The sequence below is a fragment of the Phytoactinopolyspora halotolerans genome (assembly GCF_010550675.1).
Classification (GTDB): Bacteria; Actinomycetota; Actinomycetes; order Jiangellales; family Jiangellaceae; genus Phytoactinopolyspora; species Phytoactinopolyspora halotolerans.
Genome location: NZ_JAAGOA010000033.1, coordinates 31,406 through 50,778, shown reverse-complemented (window position 1 = coordinate 50,778; position 19,373 = coordinate 31,406). Strand labels below are relative to the sequence as shown.

Here is a 19,373-nt window from a genome sequence, read left to right as displayed (position 1 = left end):
CGGTTGTCGTACCCTGTTGGCGCGGGGGGGTGGGGGGGGGCGCCCCCCCCCCCCCCCCCCCGGCCCTGGCCACCGGCGGCGCCATGAGCGCCTTCCAGCTGAGGAGAGGTATCACGGCTCATGTTTCGACGATTATTGAACACGTCACTGGCGGAGCGACGAGGGTCGCTTCGCGGGCTTGCCATCGCGGTAACCGGCGCGTTGCTCGCCGCGTTGTGGCTGGTGCCCCCGTCGGTGTCGGCGTCCGAGGCGGACGCGCCCGAGATCGCACAGGAGCAGGTGCTGGTATGGACGGCGAGCGACAGCACGACGGAGTACACCTCCGCGCCCGCCACGGCGACGGCGGGACCGGCGACGATCGTCTTCGAGAACAGTGCGGAGACCGGCAACACCACCGGCATGCCGCACACCCTGACATTCGACAGGTCGAACCCCGATTACAACCAGGATGTGAACTTGGACATCCTGGCCAATCCGTTCGACTCGAACGGCGGACGGCACGAGGCCCAGGTCGTGCTCACCGCCGGCCAGTACCGCTACTTCTGCGACATCCCCGGTCACGGTCAGATGTCCGGGGTGCTGGTCGTCACCGACGACGGCGGCGGTGAGGACACCACGCCGCCGTCGGTGTCCGTGGAGGTCACCGGCGACCGGGACGACGACGGCAACTATGTCGGCTCGGCCACGGTGTCGATCAGTGCGACGGATGCGGACTCCGGCGTCGACACCATCGAGTTCGAGATCGACGACACCGGGTTCCAGGAGTACACCGGCCCTGTGGACATCGACCAGCCCGGAGACCACTCGGTCCAGTACCGGGCGACGGACAACGCCGGCAACACGTCGGACACCGGCACGGTCAGCTTCACCGTCGTCGAGGCGGATCCCGGTGACACCACGCCGCCGCAGGTGTCGGCGGAGGTCAGCGGCGACCAGAACGACGACGGCGACTACGTCGGGTCGGCCACGGTGTCGGTGACGGCCACGGACGCCGACTCCGGGGTTGACACGGTCGAATACGAGATCAACGGTTCGGGTTACCAGACCTACACCGGCCCCGTGACGGTCGAGGAGCCGGGCGACTACATGATCCACTACCGCGCGACGGACAACGCCGGCAACACCTCCGATATCGGCATGCTCATGTTCACGGTCGTGGAGCCGGATCCCGGTGACACCACACCGCCACAGGTGTCGGCCGAGGTCAGCGGCGACCAGAACGACGACGGCGACTACGTCGGGTCGGCCACGGTCACGGTCACGGCGACGGATGCGGACTCCGGTGTCGACACGGTCGAGTATGACCTGGACGGTGCCGGGTGGCAGCCCTACACCGAACCCGTCACGGTCGACGAGGCCGGCGAGCATGTGCTCGAATACCGGGCGACCGACAATGCGGGGAACACCTCCGACGTCCATACGGTCATCTTCACCGTGGTGGAGCCGGACCCGGGCGACACCACGCCGCCGCAGGTGGCGGCGGAGGTCGCCGGCGATCAGAACGGCGATGGCGACTATGTCGGGTCGGCCACGGTCACGGTCACGGCGACGGATGCGGACTCCGGTGTCGACACGGTCGAGTATGACCTGGACGGTGCCGGTTGGCAGCCTTACACCGGCCCGGTGACGGTCACCGAGCCCGGCGAGCACACTTTGCGCTACCGGGCGACGGACAACGCGGGCAATACCTCCGAGATCGATTCCGTGGCCTTCACCGTGGTAGCGCCGGACCCGGACGACACCACGCCGCCGCAGGTGGCGGCGGAGGTCGCCGGCGATCAGAACGGCGACGGCGACTATGTCGGTTCGGCCACGGTGTCGATCAGTGCGACGGATGCGGACTCCGGTGTCGACACGGTCGAGTACGACCTGGACGGTGCCGGATGGCAGCCCTACACCGGCCCGGTGACCGTCGCCGATGCCGGCGAGCACATGCTGCACTTCCGCGCCACGGACAACGCCGGCAACACCTCCGAGGCCGGGATGGTGCACTTCACCGTCGTCGAATCCGACTCGGACGCCTGCCCGGGTTCGGACAACCGTGACACGGTGATCATCGGCACGATCGATACGACCGTGCCCAACGTCGAGGTGGAGGACGGCTGCACGATCAGCGACCTGATCGACCAGGACGGCGACTACGCGAACCACGGTCAGTTCGTCCGGCACGTCGGACAGGTCACGCGCGCCCGGACCGCGGACGGCGTCATCTCCGCCAGGGAGAAGAGCCGCATCATGCGGGCCGCGGCACAGTCCGGCATCGGACGGTGACGCGGTCTTCACCAGCGGCGATCGTGTGTGCGTTGCTGCCGGCACAGCAACGCACACACGATCACTGAGCGCCAGGTCCGCTTGCGCCAGATCAACCGCACCCGCCGCCTCGCCCCTCTCACCCCGCGGCCACGCTCACATCGGCGCGCCGCTGTCGAGATGCAGCGAGGTTTGCGTAGCCACGTCCGTGGCAGGGCGCCAGCGCTGCAGGCTGAATCTGGGATGGGATAGGTTCCTTTCTATGGACATGCTGACGGGCGAACAGATCGCCGCGGCCAACCTGACCGACTGGCGCAAGCTGGCCCAGGGTCTGCATGCCCGCTATCTGGTCGACGCCTTCGGCACCGGCGCACGGTTCGTCGCCGCGGTGGGTGAGGCAGGCGACGACCTCGGACACCACCCGCGCGTTTCGATCGGCAATGGGTACGTCGACCTCAAGTTGGTCAGCGACGACGCCATCTACCGAGACGACGAGGGCACCGAACACGTCGTCGAATGGGTGACCCAGCAGGACGTCGACCTCGCTCGACGGATCACCGAGATCGCCGCAGAGCACAGGCTCGACCCCGACCCGGCCTCGGTCAGCGACATCGAGCTCGGCCTCGACACGGCGCGCTCAGCGACCGTCGCCCCCGTGTGGGCCGCCCTGCTGACCGGGAGCGCCGAGGCCAGCGCCGAGATCCGGGATGCCACGGGACGGGTACCGAACCTGTGGTTCGGAGACGCCGACGAGCACGAGACGCCGCGTCAGCGGTTCCACATCGAGGTCTATGTGGCGCCCGAGGTGGCCGAGCAACGGATCGCCGCCGCCCTCGCCGCGGGCGGGACCGTCGTCGATAACAGCGACGCGCCCTCGCTCACCGTGATCGCCGACCAGGACGGCAACGAGGGAATCGTATGCGTCGACGTGTCCGCTGCGAAGAAGGATTGAACGCCAACCGGCGATCACCGATGCACTGGACCTGATTGCGCGCAGCTGGCTGGGCGCGTCCGATCAAGGCTATCGAAGCTCGGCTCAGCCTCGACCTCTCACCCGGTCTATTGGGCGGTGTAGCCGCCGTCGACCGGGAGAGCGACGCCGGTGACGTAGCTGGTGGAGTCGCTGCATAGCCACAGGAATGCGGCGGCGATCTCCTCGGGCGTCCCGAACCGGCCCGTGAGGACGCTGCGATCGCGGAGTGTCACATGTGGGCCGCCGGCGGTGCTGTATAGATGTGAAGGTTGTCGAGCATAGTGGGAGCGCACTGGCCGCCGGGTGGTGGCCGCGCGGTCTGGTGCAGGACACAACGCGGTGGTCAGGCGAGCCGGGCGGAAGGGCGGCGTGGAGATGTCGAGTTCGGGACGGGGGAGCCTCCGAGCCGACCTGGAACGGATCTTCCGCGCCAACTATCCGCGGGTGGTGGCCGTCGCTGCTCGGGTGCTCGGTTCCCGGGACGAGGCCGAGGATGTGGCTCAAGAGGTGTTCTTGTCGTTCGCGCGTTCCGCGGTGCCGACTGGGGAGGCGGCGGGATGGTTGTCCGTCGCGGCAGCGCACACAGCGCTCAACCACCTCCGCTCCGGCCGTCGTCGCGCCACTCGTGAGGAAGCCGCCGGCAAGACGGCTGAGGTCTGTCCGGACGTCGCCGATACGGTCGTGACCCTCGACGAGCGTCGCCGCGTACGGGCGGCGTTGGCCCGGCTTCCCCGCCGGCAGGCCGTCGCGCTCGTCCTGCGGCACAGCGGGCTCAGCTATGCCGAGGTCGCGGCCGCCCTTGACATGTCCACCGGCAGCGTCGGTACCACCGTGCGGCGCGCCGAGTCTGCCCTGCGCAAGGAGTTGAATCGTCATGCGTCATCCGACTGACGGCACGCTTCGCCGGCTCCTGGACGAGCCGGCCGGCGTCGCCGACACCGACCGGGAACACATCGCGGCGTGTCCGGTCTGCCAGTGCGAGCTGGCGGCCGCGCAACAGGACGCGGCGTTCGCGGACGCGGCGCTGGGCGGCGTACCCACCATCGACGTCGACGCGGAGATGGCCTGGAGCCGGCTGTCGGACGCCATCGCCGTCGACGAGCCGCGCCGAGCGACCACGGTCGCCCCCGTGCGCCGTTGGCGTACGGCGCTGCGCCGCCCAGCCGTCGCCGGGCTCGGCGTCGCCGTCCTGGTGGCCGGGGCCGGTGTGGCGGCCGCCATGGACTGGCTACCGATCTTCCGTACCGAGCAGATCACACCCGTCACCGCTCCCGAAGCCGACCTGGTCACGCTGCCCGACCTGTCCGACTTCGGCGAGCTCGAGGTGAGCGAGGAAGTGGACATCCGCCCGGTCTCCGGCGTCGACGCCGCCGAGGAAGCCACTGGCCTTGCCGTTCCGATGGTGAGCGAGCTGCCCCGCGGTGTGACGGGTGACCCGACGTACCACGTCGGCGAAGAGGCGAACGCACTGTTCACCTTCTCGGCCGAGAAGACCGAGCAGACGGCCGCGGCTGCGGGCGAGACCCTGCCGCCGGCGCCACCCGAGCTCGACGGCAGCCGATTCCGGCTGACCGCCGGACCGGGAGTGGCCGCTGTCTGGTCGGAGGGACGACCGGTACCCGCATTGATCGTGGCCCGAGCTGTCGCGCCCACCGCCTACTCGTCGGGTGTGCCGTTCGAGACGGCCCGCGATTACCTGTTGTCCCTGCCGATCGTGCCGGAGAACGTCGCTTCGCAGCTGCGAGGCTTCTCCGGCGACGGGACGACGCTACCGCTGTTCATGGCGGCCGAGGAGCTGACGAGCTCCGCCACCGAGGTCGACGGCATGCCGGCCACGGTCTTCACCTCGCGCGACGGCGCGCTCGCGGGTGTGGTCTGGGTGGACGACGGTGTGGTCACCGCGGTGGCCGGCTCGGTGAGCGCCGACGAGGTGTTGTCGGTGGCCCACGGACTGCGGTGGGACAGGTGAGCGGCCCGACTGCTGCGCAGGGCGACGCGCGCTCCCTCGACACCGTCGGACGGGTCCTCGCCGACCTGCCACCGGCCCCGGCGGTGTGGTGCTGGGGCCTGCGCAAACGGTATCGGCGACAGGTCGCGGTCGACGGCGTGTCCTTCACCGTCGGCCGCGGTGAGGTGGTGGGACTGCTCGGCCCCAACGGCGCGGGCAAGACCAGCGTCATCAAGATCCTGCTCGGTCTGGTCCGGCCGGACGCCGGCGACGTGTCGCTGCTCGGCCAACCAGCGGGCGACCCACGCTCCCGGACACGAGTCGGCTATCTGCCCGAACTCTTCCGGTACCAGCCGTGGCTCACCGCCACTGAAGTGCTGGCCCTGCACGTCCGGCTCTCGGGGATTGCCGTGTCGACGGAGGAACAGCGGGAATGCCTGGCCACTGTCGGCCTGGCCGACCGCGCCGGCGACCGGGTCGGCGGCTTCTCCAAGGGCATGCAGCAGCGTCTCGGGCTGGCTGTCGCCCTGGTGGCCCGCCCGGACCTGGTGGTGCTCGACGAACCGACGAGCGCTCTGGACCCGATCGGCCGGGCCGACGTCCGCGATCTGCTGCTCTCCCTGAAGGACCGTCAGGTCGCCGTACTGCTCAACTCGCACCTCATCGGTGAAGTCGAGCGGGTCTGCGACCGTGTGGTCATTCTGGACAAGGGGCAGGTCGCTGCGTCCGGCACCCTGGAGGAACTGCTCGGCGGTCACGAACTGCGGATGCGGCTCGACGGCGTGGACGCGCAGGCGGAGGCCAGACTGGCCGCCACCGGACGGCTCACCCGCAGCGGCAACGTGTTCACCATCGCGCTGCCCGCCGACCCAGGAGCCGCGACTGTGCCCGATCTCATTGCCGACCTGGTCGACCTGGGCGTGCGTGTGCACGCGGTCGAGCCCGCTCGGACCAGCCTGGAGGAGCGGCTGCTGGCCATCTTGCGGGCCCGTCCCGATGAGGAGCGCCGATGATCGTGCGCACCGTTCTCACCGTGGCCGCACTGACGCTGCGGGAGGCAGCACGCCGACGGGTCCTGCGTTCGCTCATCGGGATGACGGTCGTGCTGCTGGCGCTGAGTGCCTGGGGGTTCTCCCGGCTCGACGCGGAGTTCGGCGGCCTCACCTCCGGTGAGGCCAAGGTGGCCGGCTCCACCGTGCTGAACCTGGTGATGTTCGGCCTGAGCCTGATCGCCGCGCTCGGTACAGCCTTCCTCGCCGGCCCCACCCTGGCCGGGGAGGTCGAGTCGGGGACGTCGCTGGCGATCCTGGCGCGGCCGATCCGCCGGTCCGCGGTGTTGGTGGGGAAGTGGCTGGGTTTGGCGACGTTCGGCAGCGTTTTCGTTGCCGTGGCCGGCCTCTCTCAGCTTCTTGTCGTCCGGGCCACCGTGGACTACTGGCCACCGGCACCGGCGACCGGCCTGGCCCTGCTCGCGGCGGAAACGACGGCGCTGTTCACCCTGGGCCTGTTGCTGTCCACCGCGATCTCGCCGATGGCATCGGGCATCGTAGCGGTCGGCCTGTTCGGAGCTACCTGGATCGCCGGCGTCGTGGGTTCGGTGGGTGAAGCCTTCGGCAATGACAGCGTGGCCCGGGTCGGCACCGTCTCACGGATGTTGCTGCCGACCGACGGTCTGTGGCGCGGGGCCATGAACTCGTTCCAGGACCCGGCGTTGCTCCGCCAGATCGGCTCCGGAATCGGAGAGTCCCCGTTCTTGAGCATGGCCCCGCTCACCGCCGCCTATGTCGCCTGGGCCGGCCTGTGGGTCGCCCTCATACTCGGGCTCGCGAGCATCGCCTTCCAACGCCGCGACCTGTGAATCCGGCGGCACATAGGGCATGACGGACAAGCACTACGTGATCGACGACGTCTTCTGGGTACCGCTCATCATGCGTTAGCCCGGCCACCTGGGCACAGGCACGGTCGTCGACGAGGTCATCTACTACACAGGTGACCTCGCTCCGACCATCGCTGAGATCGTATCGGCGGTGTGATCATGGCCTGTAACTTCCCGGCCGGAAAGACATCTGCCGGGGGCCTCTGCCGGGGTTCCGGCAGGGAATGGAGTGCGAGAGCGATGACAGAGATCATCCTGGGCCTGCTGGCGGTCGCCGTGGGCGTGTTCTTGTGCCTGCGCGGACAATGGGCGATGCGCATCCTGCTGGCGATCTGGGGAGCGTTCGTCGGATTCGCAACGGGGGCAGGACTGGTCGACTCACTCACGGACCAGGGCTACCTTGCGTCGGCGCTGGGGTGGATCGTTGCCATTCTCGTGGGCGCGCTGTTTGCTTCCTTGGCCTACCTCTTCTTCGCCGTCAGCATCATCCTGGGAATGGCCTCGATGGGCTTCGTGCTCGGTGGCGCTCTGGCGTCGGCTTTGGGTGTCGACGAACCATGGAGCTTGCTGTTGATCGGAGCACTGGGCGGAGTGGCCCTTGCGGGCTTCGCGATCGCCGCGAATCTTCCCCAGTTGCTGTTGATCGTCATCAGCGCGTTCGCGGGCGCCAGCGTGACCATCGCCGGGTTGATGCTGATATTCGACGTCATCGACGCCGACAACATCATCGACGCCGAGGCGACCGCCGGTGAACACTCGCTGTGGTACGCGGGCGGTATTGTGCTCGCGGCCGTCGGGATCTTCGTTCAACTTCGTCAGGCCGGCGCGATCCGTCGCACAGTACGTGAAACGTGGAGTCAGCCTGCGTCATAGCCGGTAGTAGCCGCGCCGAGACGGTCGCAGGATTCCGCGCAGTCAGATCACACACCGCCGACGGCGGTCGATGTGGCGCTCGGCGTGGTTGACCGGAATCAGTACGCGCGAGTGCGAGACGGTGTCACCCGGATCACCGCGGAGAGCTCGGCAAGGGCCTCTTCGGGCGTGAGTCCGGCCTGACGGATGGCTTCCTGGTGCCGGTTCACGTAGGTGGTCGCCTCATCGTCGCTGAGTGGGACGGAGTCGACGGCGGCGGTCCCCTCGAGGGTCAGGATGCCCACATCCTCGGACGATTCTCCGCCGACGTCGAGATGCAGTGAAACCCGCGGGTTTGCTCGCAGGTTGCGGATCTTCTGGCTTTCGGGGCTGGTCAAGATGAGGAAGCTGGTTCCGTCCCACAGGAATCCGACCAGGGACGATTGCGGCTGCCCGTCAGATCGGACCGTCGTGATCCAGATTTCTCTCTCGTCGCGGAGCCGGTGGTCGGCGGCCGCGTTCGTGGTGTCGTCAAGGCTGGGAAGCACGGCGAAATCTCCTCACATCGTCGCAGGTCCGGCATACCGCAGCGGTGTCATGTGCAGTGACAACCGGGCGGCAGCGGAGTGTATTCCTGGTGGCGACGGATGCGCAGTACGCAGCTCACGTCTCGCCTACCGCCGCTTCGGGCGGAACAACCAGCTGGTGATCAGGGCGATCGCCCGCGTTACGTGGTTCGTCGTCGTGCCGAGGGCCGGATCGGGTCGCGCGCGTTCGGCGCATCTCTGTCAGTGGTCGGAGGCATGATGAGTGCGTGCAGCCCGTCGTCGTCCCTGAGCCCGGAGACACCGTGCGGGTCGTCGATGTGCGTGCCTTCGGCGACGAACAGCAGGTGAGAGCGGCGGTCTTGGCCTGCGTGGTGCGCGAGGCGGAAGCCGCGTCAGCGGTGAAGCCGCGATGGACGTGGGATGACACGAACCGGTGGTACCCGGCGCTGCTGACGGCGGGCGTGCGTATCGAGCGGGCCCACGACCTGCGATTGGCGCATCGTATTCTGCGGCGCTCGGCGCTGGCGACGTGGCCGGAACCCGCCGGGACACCCGCCGGTCCGTGGGGTCAGATGATGCCGGCACCGCTGGCGGCAGCCACGACGACGCCGGCGGCTGATGCGCCGGCGGCGCTGTTCGCCGGTGTGGAGCCGGCGACGCAGACACCCGGGCCGGATCCCGTCGCGGAGCTTCACATCCAGAACGCGGCGGTGGAGGGTTCGTCCGCGGCGGGGCGGTTGCGGCTGCTGCTGGCGGCGGAGTCCGCCGGCGCTCTGGTGGCGGTGGAGATGCACCACGCAGGGCTGCCGTGGCGGGCCGACATCCACGACGCGATCCTCACCGAGATCCTCGGCCCGCGGCCGCGAGCCGGGGAGCGGCCGGCGCGCTTGGAACGGCTCGCCGAACGGATCCGGGACGCGTTGGAAGCTCCGCCGAGCCTGAACCCCGATTCGCCCCGGGACCTGCTCAAGGCGATGGACCTGGCCGGCGTCGGCGCGCGTAGCCTGCGCAAGTGGGAGCTGGAGCGGCTCGACCACCCGGTCATCGAACCGCTGCTGGAGTACAAGTCGCTGTATCGGATGCTGACCGCCAGCGGGTGGACCTGGCTGGACGCATGGGTCCGAGGCGGCCGTTTCCGCAGCGAGTACGTGGTCGGCGGCGTGGTCACCGGCCGGTGGGCATCCAGCGGCGGGGGAGCGCTGCAGCTGCCGAAGAATGTGCGCCGGGCGGTGGTCGCCGACCCCGGGTGGACCTTCGTCGTCGCCGATGCTGCCCAGCTCGAGCCGCGGGTGCTGGCCGGGATGGCGGGCGATGAGGCGATGGCCGCCGCCGGACGCGGAGCGGACGGCCGCGGCGCGGACATGTACGCGGGCATTGTGGCGTCCGGCGCGGTGGAGACGCGGGAGCTGGCCAAGGTCGGGATGCTCGGTGCGTTGTACGGCGGGACCACCGGGTCCAGCGGCCAGGTGCTGCCACGGCTCGCGAGGGCGTTTCCTCGTTCGCTGGCGTTCGTCGACGAAGCCGCCCGGGCGGGGGAGCGCGGCGAGATCGTCACGACGCACCTGGGTCGCAGTTCACCGCCGCCGGGCGAGGCCTGGCACGAGGCGCAGTCAGGTGCCTATCTGGAGGAGAACGGCGACGGTGAGGCCGCGAAAGCGCGATCCTACTCGCGCTCGTGGGGCCGCTTCACCCGCAACTTCGTGGTGCAGGGGACGGCCGCGGAATGGGCGATGTGCTGGATGGCATCGATCCGGCGGCGGCTATGGGCGTTGGGAGAGGCGCCCGAGGCGCCGCAGGGGCCGGTGCCGGATCCGTTCGCCGCGCGGCCGCACCTCGTGCTCTTCCTGCACGACGAGGTGGTGGTGCACACTCCGGTCTCCATGGCCGAGGCTGTTGCCGACGAGGTCCGGGCGGCGGCGGCCGAAGCGGGCCGGCTCCTGTTCGGCGACTTCCCGGTGCAGTTCCCGTTGAGCGTCGCCGTGGCGGACTGCTACGCGGACGCGAAATGATCCTCGACGGCCCGGAATGACGGACGCCTCGACCCGCTCGTTCCAGTTGAAAGTGACAATCGTTCTTACATAGGCTTGCCGACCTGAGAGTGATGGGTCGTCGAGAGAGGCGATTGTGACGGAGACGACGTCGAGGCTGCGGTCGACGCGGCAGAGCGCGGCGGTGCTGCGGCTGCTGGATGAAGTCGACGGGTTCCACAGCGCGCAGGAATTCCACGCGATGCTGCGCGAGCGAGGCATGTCGGTCGGCCTGGCCACCGTCTATCGGATCATGCAGCGGCTCGTCGACGCCGGCGAGGTCAGCGTCGTTCACGGTCGCGGTCAGGAGTCGCTGTACCGGCGCTGTGGACGCGAACGGCATTACCACCTCGTCTGCCGGCTGTGCCACCGGGCTGTCGAGGTCGACGACGCCGCGCTGGACGCCTGGGCCGCCACGCTGGCGCGGGAACACGACTTCGTCGAGGTCGATCCCACGCTCGAAGTCCTCGGCCTGTGCCGCCGGTGCGTGGCGAAGGAGGAACGATGAGCGGCCCGCACGGCGTCTGGCGTGGCGGTGAGGCCGTCCTGCAGGATTCGTACGGCGCGATGGCCGAATTTCACGACCTCTTCATGGTGGAGCCTTGGGACGAGTTGCGGTCACACGTGCGTGCAGCATTCGGCGGACTTCCCGCCGAGGCGATCATCGTGGAGATCGGGGCGGGAAGCGGCATCGGTACGCGCGTGATCGCGCAAGAGACGCGCGCACGCGTCTTCGCTCTCGAGCCCGACCTGGTGATGCGCGCCATCCTGACCGCCCGCGTCGCCGACGATCCCGAGCTTGCCTCCCGGGTGACCGTCGTCGCCGGAGCGGTCCCCGCTGACCTGGGGCGACTGCCGGAACGAGTGGACGGATTCGTCTGTGCGCACATGCTCGGGCACCTCGCTGAGTCGGACCGGCGCGCGCTCTTCGCCTGGCTCGCGACTCACCTGAGCGACGACGGGACGGGGCTGGTCACCGTGCATTGGCCCCGGCGCGAGGTCGGCGGTTCGCCGGACGAAACCAACGGTGCGAACGACGCTGGCGGTGGCAACGACGCCGATGGCTCCGGCGGCGACGTCGTCGAGGTGCGGACGCTGGGTGAATACGAGTACCGCGCACGCCATCATGCGCCCGATCGCCCGGACGAGTCACGCAGCAGTTACGAGGTGTGGCGCGGCGAGGTCATGCTCCGGCGGTACACATTCACCAGCGCATGGCGGATCGTCACCACGGAAGTGATCTCGACGGACCTCGCCGCGAGCCTGTCCATCGAGCCGTCCGGCTCACACGTCGCGCTGATCCGGCGTACCGCTGACGCGCCGGATGCGTGAGCCGTCACACAGAAATGAGAATCGGTCTCATTCTCTGCTAGGGTGTGTGACGAACCGTAACGGCACAGAGAAGGGAGTGGGGCGCCGTCGGCGCTCGACATCACTCATGACGACGCATGCGAATGTCCTATCCAGGGTGAGACATCTGTCGGTCGGCCGTCGCCACCGAGCCGCCGCTCTGGCCGGCCTGGCCCTGCCCGCCGTGTTGCTCGCCGGTTGTGGCAGCGACGACGACGCGACCGGGGCGGGCGACGAAGCCGTCGAAGAGGAGGCAGGCACCGACGCCACGGACGAGCCCGAGGCAGACGGTGCGGATGAGAATGAGGCCACCGAGGCGGCAGCCCGCTCGCCACGGCTGGCGATCACCTACGACGGCGGCATCCAGGTCCTGGACGCCGCGACCCTCGACGTCGTCGGCGACATCGAGCTTGCCGGCTTCAACCGCCTCAACCCTGCCGGCGACGAGCGGCACTTGTACGTCTCCACCACCGGCGGGTTCCAGCTGCTGGACGTCGGCGCGTGGGCGGAACCGCACGGCGATCACTCGCACTACTACACGGCCGACCCGGAGCTGACGGATGTATCGGTGTCCGCCGAGAAGCCGGGCCATGTGGTCGTGCACCACGGGCGGACCGCCCTGTTCGACGACGGAACCGGCCAGGTCACGGTGTTCGACTCCGGGGATGTCGCGGAGTCCGACGCAGAGGTCCGCGAGTACACGACGCCGTCGGCCCACCACGGGGTGGCCGTCGAGCTCACCGACGGCAGCCTGGTGGTCTCCGAGGGCGACGAAGAGGCCCGTACCGGCATCCGGGTGCTGGACGGCGACGGCGAGGAGATCGCGGCGTCGGACGACTGTCCAGGGGTGCACGGAGAAGCGATGGCGGCCGACGAGACGGTCGTGATCGGGTGCGAGGACGGCGTCCTGGTGTATTCGGACGGCGAGATCACCAAGGTCGAGAGTCCTGATGAGTACGGACGGATCGGCAATCAGGCCGGCTCCGAGGCGTCGCCGATCGTGCTCGGGGACTACAAGAGCGACCCCGACGCCGAGCTGGAACGGCCGACCCGGGTGTCGCTCGTCGACACCCGTACTGCGGAGCTCACGCTGGTCGACCTGCCCGCCAGCTACACCTTCCGCTCGCTGGCCCGCGGTGATGACGGCGAAGCGCTCGTTCTGGGCACCGACGGCCAGATTCACGTGATCGATCCCGAGAGTGCGGAACTGGTCGAGTCGATCCCGGTCATCCAGGAGTGGGAGGAGCCGATGGAATGGCAGGAGCCGCGTCCGGCCATTCACATGCTCGACGGCACCGCCTACGTGACCGACCCGATGGCCGACACGATCCATGCGGTGGACATCCCGACCGGTGAGGTGTGGAACAGCGTCGAACTGGAGGTCACGCCGAATGAGATCAACGGCGTCACCGGTGATGCCGTCGACGGCGTCTCGGCCGAGTACGGCGGCGACGACGAGGACCACGATGACGAGGACCACGACGACGAGGACCACGAACACGAGGATCACGAACACGACGAAGACCACGGCGACCACGACCACGACGACGAATAGGCACTGACGACGGCAGGCGGCGGGATCGCGCACGATTGGTCCCGTCGCCGTGCTGTGGGAGACACATTGACAAGGCAACACAGCACGGCGGGAGTGCTCGGCATGGGCGCAACCCTCGCCCTTCTCGTCGCCGGTTGTTCGACGCCGGGTGACCGTGACGGCGGAGGCGGGGATGGGCTACGGATCATCGCCTCGTTCTCCGCCATCGAGTTCGTCGCCGAACGGGTGGCCGGTGAGGACGCGCAGGTCACCAATTTGACGCCGCCCGGTGCCGACCCGCACGCCCTGGAACTGTCGGGGGCGAGGATCGCCGAGCTTCATGAGGCCGATCTGGTCGTCTACCTCTCGGGGCTGCAAGCCGCGACCGACGACGCCGTGTCGCTGCTCGACGATGTGCCGGTGCTGGACACGGCGGAGGCGACCGAGGTGGAGATCGCGGGCGAGCGGGAAACGGGTGAATGGCCCGACCCCGGCCTCGACCCGCACTTCTGGCTCGATCCGCTGCGGCTGGCGTGGGCCGGCCACGATGTCGCCGATGCGCTGGCCGAGGTCGATCCCGACCGGGCGGAGGAGTATCGCGCCCGTGCTGAGGAGCTCGATGAGGAGCTGGTCGAACTGGACCGCGAGTACGCCGAGGCGCTCGCCCCATGCACGGGCGACACGGTGGTGACCTCGCACGAGGCGTTCGGCTATCTCGCTGCCCGGTACAACCTGAACCAGGTCGGCATCTCCGGCGTCGACCCGGAGGTCGAGCCGTCGCCGGCGCGGCTGCGCGAGGTGACGTCCGTGGTGGAGGACACCGGCGTCCGGACGGTCTTCTTCGAGGTCAACGCCAGCCGGCGAGTGGCCGAACGACTAGCCGACGAGCTCGGTGTGGGCACCGACGTGCTCGACCCGATGGAGCGTCCCAGCGAGGCCGACTACATGGCGGTGATGCGTAGCAATCTGGACGCGCTCGCCCGCGGCCTGGTCTGCGCCGGCTGACCGGTCCTCACCGGCATAGTCCTCGCCGGCATGGTCGTCGCAGGGCTGCTCGGCGTCGTCGTCGCGATGGCGGTCGTCGCGCGGGTGTTCTACGTACTCTCACAGTCGGAGTGGATGTCCTGGACCAGATGAGTTGACGCTAAGCTGCGACGGGTGATGGTGTTCCGTGTCTCGTGAGTTGACGCTGGCTCTGATCCTGCTCGTCCCGCTGGTGGCACTGATCACCGTCCTCAGCACCGGCGTCGCCCTCGTGCGTCGGCTATGGCGGGTTGTGAGGTCAGGCCATCGGCGGGGCAGGCCGGCGCCGGCCTCGTTCGGTCTCGTCGGTGCCGCGTCGCTCGGCTCCGCGACGCTGGTGTTCTGCTACGCACACGCCGCGTACATTCCGTGGTTCGACATCGACGACTATTGTGCGCTCGGCAACCGTTACGAGGTGACGGATGCACCGTTCCGGCTGAGCGCCACCTGTACGGGCGGCGGGAGGGTGGTTGAGTTCGTCCCCGGCTGGGTCAATCCCACGACCGTGACTCTGACGCTGTTCTCTGTGGTGTCCGTCATCGGGATGATCACGGCGTGGGTGGTCCGGGCGATCGCGAACCGCGACAAGGCGACGACTGCTGCGTGACGTCGAGCGGACGGCCGTGGCGCGGACATGGGAACGTGACCGTCTCGGCGGCATGCGTGAATGCCGTCGATATGGGAAATACGAGTGTCGAGGTGAGAAAGATGGCTTCGACGAAAACCAGGCGTACCGCCATCTGGGTCGCCATCGCGATCGTGGCCGTTCTGCTGGTGTTGGCGATCATCTTCGGTGGTGGCGCGGGCAACGGCGGCGGTGGCGGCTACTGAGCGCATGCGCAAGCGGGAAAGTACCGCAGGGTGCGACGATCGCCTCCCGTGATACGAGCACTCCTCCTCACCCTGTCGCTATGCACCGTCTTCGTCATGGGCACCGTCGCGCCGGGCGCCGTCCGGGCTGCCTCAGCCCGTGCGCCAGCCGCGGCGCAGCCGGTGGCCGAGCCCGGTCCCCTGGAGACGGTGGCGGGAACGGGTGAGCTCGGTCACGCCGGTGACGGTGGGCCGGCCGTCGACGCGAAACTCGGCCAGGTGCGCGATGTGGCGTTCGACGACGCCGGCAACCTGTACATCGCCGACAGCGTTACTTCCGACAACGAGAATGCCTACATCCGAAAGGTCGACCCTGACGGAACGATTAGCACCGTGGCCGGCGCGCCACACGTCGAGAACGAGGACCACACCCCCCACGTCAGGTCCGGCGGGTTGGCGGCTGTCCGAGGCATCGCCACCGGCCCGGAGGGCGAGGTGTACATCGCCGACGCGGACTTCGGCCAGGTCCTGCGGCTCGACCCCGGCGGAGAACCGACCGTGGTCGCCGGGACCGGCGAGCACGGACACGGCGGGGACGGAGGCCCTGCGACGAGCGCCCAGCTCGACGTGCCGGTCGCTGTCGCTGTCGGCGAGGAGGGGGAGCTCTACGTGGCCGACGTCAGCGGATACATCCGGCGAATCGACGCCGCCGGTATCATTACCACGATCGCCGGCACGGGTGAGGCGGAGGCGTCCGGCGACGGAGGGCCGGCCACGGAAGTGTCGCTCACCCTTCCGATGGATGTCGAGGTCGGTCCCGACGGCGACATCTACATCGCTGACTTGACCAGGTTCGGGATCGCCGACGACAGCGACGATGCCCCCGGCCACCGGATCCGCAGGATCGACGCCGATGGGGTGATCACCACGGTCGCCGGTGGTGAGGCGTGCGGCTACATCGTCGACGGCGGACCTGCGGCCGACGCCGGGCTGTGTCGCCCCACCGCGCTGACGGTGGACGCCGACGGAACCGTTTACCTGACCGACGAGAAGCACCACCAGATCCGGATAATCTCGCCGGACGGCAGCATCGACAGTCTGCCCGCGTATATCGACGATCCGTCCGCGCTGGCCATCGGCCCGGATGGGGCGTTGTATGTCGGCGACGGCAAGCAGGCTCAGGTCCATCGGATCCCGCTCGACGCGGGTCCCGACCCAGACCGGCCGGAGACCGCGCCCGGCGCGCCCGGCTTATTGGCCGACGCGGTCCCTGGCTTCGTCACTGTGGTTGCGGGCAGCGGGATCGAAGGGTTCTCCGGCGACGGCGGACCGGCTCCGGATGCGCAGTTTCTCCGTCCGAAGGCCGTCGCCGCCGGGCCTGACGGCACGCTCTACGTTGTCGACGCGGGCAATGAACGCATACGCGTGATCGAACCGGACGGTACGATCACGACCGTCGCCGGAGGCGGTGACGCGGTGGGCTCGGTAAGAGGACCAGGGCTTATGGAGGGTGACGGTCGCATGGCGACGGAGGTCCTACTGCGCTTCGTTACCGGCATCGACGTGGCCTCCGACGGCACGCTCTTCTTGGTCGGCCTCGACGACGGCCGGGTCCGGGAAGGTCAGTACTACGGGCGTGATCAGTAGTGTCACCGTGCAACCACCGGATGAGAGCAGCGCTGCGGCTGCGGGCGGCGTAGCCGCGGACGCGGCGTTACGCCACATCAGTGACGTGGCGGTCGCCCCGGACGGAAGCCTGTACGTCGTGAGTTCTTTCGATCACCAGGTCTTTCACATCGGCCAGGATGGGACGGTGCAGATCGCGGCTGGGACCGGGTCCGCCGGCTTCTCCGGCGATGGAGGGCCCGCCACCGAGGCCGAGCTCGACGAGCCGACCGGCGTCGACGTCGGCGCCGATGGCACCCTCTACATCCTCGACAGCCGCAGGCTCCGGATCCGTGCTGTTACGACCGACGGCGTGATCACCACCATCGGTGGAAACGAGACGTATGAGGCCAGCAACTACGACGACGATCCTCGTGGCGTACCGGCCACAGATGTCTACTTCACTGCCAGCGATCTCGTCGTTGACGACGCCGGGACGGTCTACTTCACCAGTCATGGCGCAATCCGGGCGATCGGACCCGATGGAATCATGACGACGCTGGCCGGGGACGACGCCAATGCCTTCGGCATCACGGTGGACGGCTCGGACAACGTGTATTTCACGCAGATCGACGATTCTCAGGTTTCCGTACTGCACAAGGTCAGTGAACGCTCTGCACCGGAGCCGGCATCCTCCGATGACGACCAGGACGGGGCCGGCACGCCGTGGTGGGCGATGGTCATCGGCGTTCTGCTGGCGGCGGGTCTGGTCGCCCGTTACGCGGTCCGGCGGCGGCGTTCGACGCGGACGCCTCCGACCGACTAACTTGTGATGCCCGTTGGCGATGCGCGGAGCATCGTCGTTCGTGGTGGTGCGGGGGAGGATGAGGCAATGACCAGCGAACACCGCCTCTACGGCGAGCTGGCCGACTGGTGGCCGCTGCTCTCCCCGCCCGACGAGTACGCCGAGGAGGCCGCGTACCTCGGTACGTTGCTCTCGTCCGCCTCGGTGCCCGTTCATGACGTCCTGGAGCTGGGCAGCGGCGGCGGTAATAATGCGGTCCACCTGAGCGAGCGGTTCACGATGACGCTGGTGGATATCTCCGAGCAGATGCTGGCGGTATCGCAACGGCTCAATCCCGGCTGTGAGCACATCCGCGGCGATATGCGCGAGATTCGTCTGGGGCGGGAGTTCGACGCGGTGTTCGTTCATGACGCCATCGACTACGCCACCGACACCGCCGACCTGGCCCGGGTCATCGAGACGGCACACGGCCACTGCCGCCCCGGCGGCGTCGCCGTGTTCGTCCCCGACCACACGGTGGAGACGTTCCAGGCGGGTACGGAGCATGGCGGGGGCGACGACGAGTCCGGGCGCGGCGCCCGCTACCTTGCGTGGACCGGGCCGCCCGAGCCCGGCGAGACCTCGGTGTGCACCGAGTACGCGTTCCTGTTGCGGGAGGCCGACGGCACCGTCCACGCCGTGCATGAGACGCACCGGACCGGCCTGTTCGACCGGCAGACCTGGCTACGGGTGCTCGGCGACGCCGGGTTCGATGCCCAGGCGGCGGTGGAGGTGACCACAGACGAGCGGCAGCCCCGAGACGTGTTCGTGGCGCATCGGCCGGTGCGCTGACGAACGTCGCCGGTAGGACACGTATCCCAGGATTCGCGCCACGCGGATGCGGCGATCTGGTGGGCGGGCGTGGATGGTGCGATGCTCCAGCCATGAATCCTGAGACGACGGCGATCGCGGTGTATCCGTGGGCACGGTGATCAGCGCCATCACGATCTCGGCCGACGGGTACTCACCGCGTGCTGTCGTGAGATAGGCGAATTTCTTCGAGGCGGTGTCGGATCGGGGCAGCGGTGTTCGTCGTAGGGGTGAGAGGTCGCCCGCGACGGGTGTTGAATCGCGTGCCCTCCCGAAGCGCGGGACGCAGGTACCGCGACAGAAACACGATTGGAGAGCATCATGACCGCTACCTACACCTTCGACGTCTTTTCCAGCCTCGACGGCTTCGGCGCCGCCGGCGGCAACTGGACCGGCTACTGGGGTAAACAGGGTCCCGAACTGCTCGACCACCGCCTTGCCCTGTACACCGAGGAGCAGCGCATGGTCTTCGGGGCCAATACGTATCGGGCTTTCGCGCGGATGCTGGCCTCGAGCACCGAGGGTTCAGACGTGCGTGACCCATGGGTCACCCGGATGACGGAGCTCCCGGCGACGGTGGTGTCGACCACACTTGAAGGACCGCTCGACTGGCCGGACGCGACCGTCGCGAGCGGTGACGCCGTCGACGTGGTCGCCCGGCTCAAGAAGGAGTCCGAGGTGCCGCTGCGCTCGCACGGGAGCCTGTCGATGAACCGGGGCCTGATGGCCGCCGGTCTGGTCGACCGCGTCCAGGTGACACTCTTCCCGGTGATCACCGGTCAGACCGGGGCGGATCCGATCTTTCAGGGTGCGGCCGACTTCGACCTGGAGCTGATCGAGAGCCGGACGCTCGATGGTCACATCCAGGAGCTCATCTACCGGCCCACTCTGCATGTCTGAGTCGGACGCGTTTCCGCGGCCTT

General features: G+C 68.7%; 19 protein-coding genes and 1 pseudogene. 18 read left to right on the top strand and 2 right to left on the bottom strand.

Translation table 11 applies throughout. The features are described from left to right. Positions 1-120: 120 nt before the first annotated feature. Both G1H10_RS29870 and G1H10_RS29865 read left to right on the top strand, forming a co-directional pair. Positions 121-2,271, top strand: coding sequence for an OmpL47-type beta-barrel domain-containing protein (locus G1H10_RS29870; RefSeq protein ID WP_216853801.1), 2,151 nt, complete (start codon positions 121-123; stop codon positions 2,269-2,271). Between the two features lie 241 nt (positions 2,272-2,512). After that, positions 2,513-3,202: a 4a-hydroxytetrahydrobiopterin dehydratase gene (locus tag G1H10_RS29865; RefSeq protein WP_163744874.1), complete on the top strand. Its 690-nt coding sequence runs from the start codon at positions 2,513-2,515 to the stop codon at positions 3,200-3,202. Positions 3,203-3,309: 107 nt separating this feature from the next. Here G1H10_RS29865 and G1H10_RS34845 read toward each other — a convergent pair. Then, positions 3,310-3,426, bottom strand: a pseudogene (locus G1H10_RS34845) (SDR family oxidoreductase); the annotation flags it as partial. Positions 3,427-3,562: 136 nt separating this feature from the next. Here G1H10_RS34845 and G1H10_RS29855 point away from each other — a divergent pair. The 5 genes from G1H10_RS29855 (at position 3,563) to G1H10_RS29835 (ending at position 7,920) form a co-directional block, all read left to right on the top strand. Next, positions 3,563-4,114 carry a sigma-70 family RNA polymerase sigma factor gene (locus tag G1H10_RS29855; RefSeq protein ID WP_312856664.1) on the top strand — a complete coding sequence of 184 codons (552 nt, stop codon included), beginning with the start codon at positions 3,563-3,565 and terminating at the stop codon, positions 4,112-4,114. After that, on the top strand, positions 4,098-5,192 hold the full coding sequence (locus G1H10_RS29850) for a DUF4367 domain-containing protein (RefSeq protein WP_163744872.1): 1,095 nt from the start codon (positions 4,098-4,100) through the stop codon (positions 5,190-5,192). The genes G1H10_RS29855 and G1H10_RS29850 overlap by 17 nt, the downstream gene beginning before the upstream one ends. Further along, entirely contained in the window at positions 5,189-6,184 is a 996-nt protein-coding gene (locus G1H10_RS29845; protein WP_163744869.1) for an ABC transporter ATP-binding protein, read from the top strand. Before G1H10_RS29850 ends, G1H10_RS29845 begins: the two co-directional genes overlap by 4 nt. Further along, a complete protein-coding gene (locus tag G1H10_RS29840; protein WP_163744867.1) occupies positions 6,181-7,029 on the top strand; it encodes an ABC transporter permease in 849 nt (282 codons plus the stop codon). Before G1H10_RS29845 ends, G1H10_RS29840 begins: the two co-directional genes overlap by 4 nt. Positions 7,030-7,287: 258 nt before the next feature. Continuing rightward, on the top strand, positions 7,288-7,920 hold the full coding sequence (locus tag G1H10_RS29835; RefSeq protein ID WP_163744865.1) for a TM7S3/TM198-like domain-containing protein: 633 nt from the start codon (positions 7,288-7,290) through the stop codon (positions 7,918-7,920). Positions 7,921-8,018: 98 nt separating this feature from the next. On the opposite strand, the gene G1H10_RS29830 is transcribed toward G1H10_RS29835, so the two are convergent. Beyond that, positions 8,019-8,447: a pyridoxamine 5'-phosphate oxidase family protein gene (locus G1H10_RS29830; RefSeq protein ID WP_163744862.1), complete on the bottom strand. Its 429-nt coding sequence runs from the start codon at positions 8,445-8,447 to the stop codon at positions 8,019-8,021. Between the two features lie 266 nt (positions 8,448-8,713). Here G1H10_RS29830 and G1H10_RS29825 point away from each other — a divergent pair, with 266 nt between their 5' ends. From G1H10_RS29825 to G1H10_RS29780, 11 genes are all read left to right on the top strand, one after another. Further along, the gene (locus G1H10_RS29825) at positions 8,714-10,456 is read left to right on the top strand and encodes a bifunctional 3'-5' exonuclease/DNA polymerase (protein WP_163744861.1); all 1,743 of its coding nucleotides are present in this window, start codon (positions 8,714-8,716) and stop codon (positions 10,454-10,456) included. A gap of 115 nt (positions 10,457-10,571) precedes the next feature. Continuing rightward, positions 10,572-10,982: a Fur family transcriptional regulator gene (locus G1H10_RS29820; RefSeq protein WP_163744859.1), complete on the top strand. Its 411-nt coding sequence runs from the start codon at positions 10,572-10,574 to the stop codon at positions 10,980-10,982. Continuing rightward, positions 10,979-11,806, top strand: a complete 828-nt coding sequence (locus tag G1H10_RS29815) for a class I SAM-dependent methyltransferase (protein ID WP_163744857.1) — start codon at positions 10,979-10,981, stop codon at positions 11,804-11,806. The genes G1H10_RS29820 and G1H10_RS29815 overlap by 4 nt, the downstream gene beginning before the upstream one ends. A gap of 136 nt (positions 11,807-11,942) precedes the next feature. Beyond that, positions 11,943-13,379 (top strand): zinc metallochaperone AztD, encoded by a 1,437-nt coding sequence (gene aztD, locus G1H10_RS29810; protein WP_216853798.1) that lies wholly within the window; start codon positions 11,943-11,945, stop codon positions 13,377-13,379. 102 nt (positions 13,380-13,481) lie between these two features. Beyond that, positions 13,482-14,363, top strand: coding sequence for a metal ABC transporter substrate-binding protein (locus G1H10_RS29805; RefSeq protein WP_163744853.1), 882 nt, complete (start codon positions 13,482-13,484; stop codon positions 14,361-14,363). A gap of 166 nt (positions 14,364-14,529) precedes the next feature. After that, positions 14,530-14,988, top strand: coding sequence for a hypothetical protein (locus G1H10_RS29800; protein WP_163744852.1), 459 nt, complete (start codon positions 14,530-14,532; stop codon positions 14,986-14,988). Between the two features lie 101 nt (positions 14,989-15,089). After that, entirely contained in the window at positions 15,090-15,212 is a 123-nt protein-coding gene (locus tag G1H10_RS34225) for a hypothetical protein (protein ID WP_281354470.1), read from the top strand. A gap of 48 nt (positions 15,213-15,260) precedes the next feature. Further along, positions 15,261-16,838, top strand: a complete 1,578-nt coding sequence (locus tag G1H10_RS34840) for an NHL domain-containing protein (RefSeq protein ID WP_163744850.1) — start codon at positions 15,261-15,263, stop codon at positions 16,836-16,838. Further along, the gene (locus G1H10_RS29790) at positions 16,828-17,622 is read left to right on the top strand and encodes an NHL domain-containing protein (protein ID WP_163744848.1); all 795 of its coding nucleotides are present in this window, start codon (positions 16,828-16,830) and stop codon (positions 17,620-17,622) included. The genes G1H10_RS34840 and G1H10_RS29790 overlap by 11 nt, the downstream gene beginning before the upstream one ends. A 66-nt stretch (positions 17,623-17,688) precedes the next feature. Beyond that, positions 17,689-18,432 carry a class I SAM-dependent methyltransferase gene (locus G1H10_RS29785; RefSeq protein WP_163744846.1) on the top strand — a complete coding sequence of 248 codons (744 nt, stop codon included), beginning with the start codon at positions 17,689-17,691 and terminating at the stop codon, positions 18,430-18,432. A gap of 339 nt (positions 18,433-18,771) precedes the next feature. Beyond that, positions 18,772-19,350, top strand: coding sequence for a dihydrofolate reductase family protein (locus G1H10_RS29780; RefSeq protein WP_163744844.1), 579 nt, complete (start codon positions 18,772-18,774; stop codon positions 19,348-19,350). The last annotated feature ends 23 nt before the right edge of the window (positions 19,351-19,373 follow it).

What these genes read in the sequence shown, in the direction of transcription:
- G1H10_RS29870 (WP_216853801.1), top strand. Translation starts at nt 121, where the DNA reads ATGTTTCGACGATTATTGAACACGTCACTGGCGGAGCGACGAGGGTCG.
- G1H10_RS29865 (WP_163744874.1), top strand. Translation starts at nt 2,513, where the DNA reads ATGGACATGCTGACGGGCGAACAGATCGCCGCGGCCAACCTGACCGAC.
- G1H10_RS29850 (WP_163744872.1), top strand. Translation starts at nt 4,098, where the DNA reads ATGCGTCATCCGACTGACGGCACGCTTCGCCGGCTCCTGGACGAGCCG.
- G1H10_RS29840 (WP_163744867.1), top strand. Translation starts at nt 6,181, where the DNA reads ATGATCGTGCGCACCGTTCTCACCGTGGCCGCACTGACGCTGCGGGAG.
- G1H10_RS29835 (WP_163744865.1), top strand. Translation starts at nt 7,288, where the DNA reads ATGACAGAGATCATCCTGGGCCTGCTGGCGGTCGCCGTGGGCGTGTTC.
- G1H10_RS29815 (WP_163744857.1), top strand. Translation starts at nt 10,979, where the DNA reads ATGAGCGGCCCGCACGGCGTCTGGCGTGGCGGTGAGGCCGTCCTGCAG.
- G1H10_RS29805 (WP_163744853.1), top strand. Translation starts at nt 13,482, where the DNA reads ATGGGCGCAACCCTCGCCCTTCTCGTCGCCGGTTGTTCGACGCCGGGT.
- G1H10_RS34225 (WP_281354470.1), top strand. Translation starts at nt 15,090, where the DNA reads ATGGCTTCGACGAAAACCAGGCGTACCGCCATCTGGGTCGCCATCGCG.
- G1H10_RS29785 (WP_163744846.1), top strand. Translation starts at nt 17,689, where the DNA reads ATGACCAGCGAACACCGCCTCTACGGCGAGCTGGCCGACTGGTGGCCG.
- G1H10_RS29780 (WP_163744844.1), top strand. Translation starts at nt 18,772, where the DNA reads ATGACCGCTACCTACACCTTCGACGTCTTTTCCAGCCTCGACGGCTTC.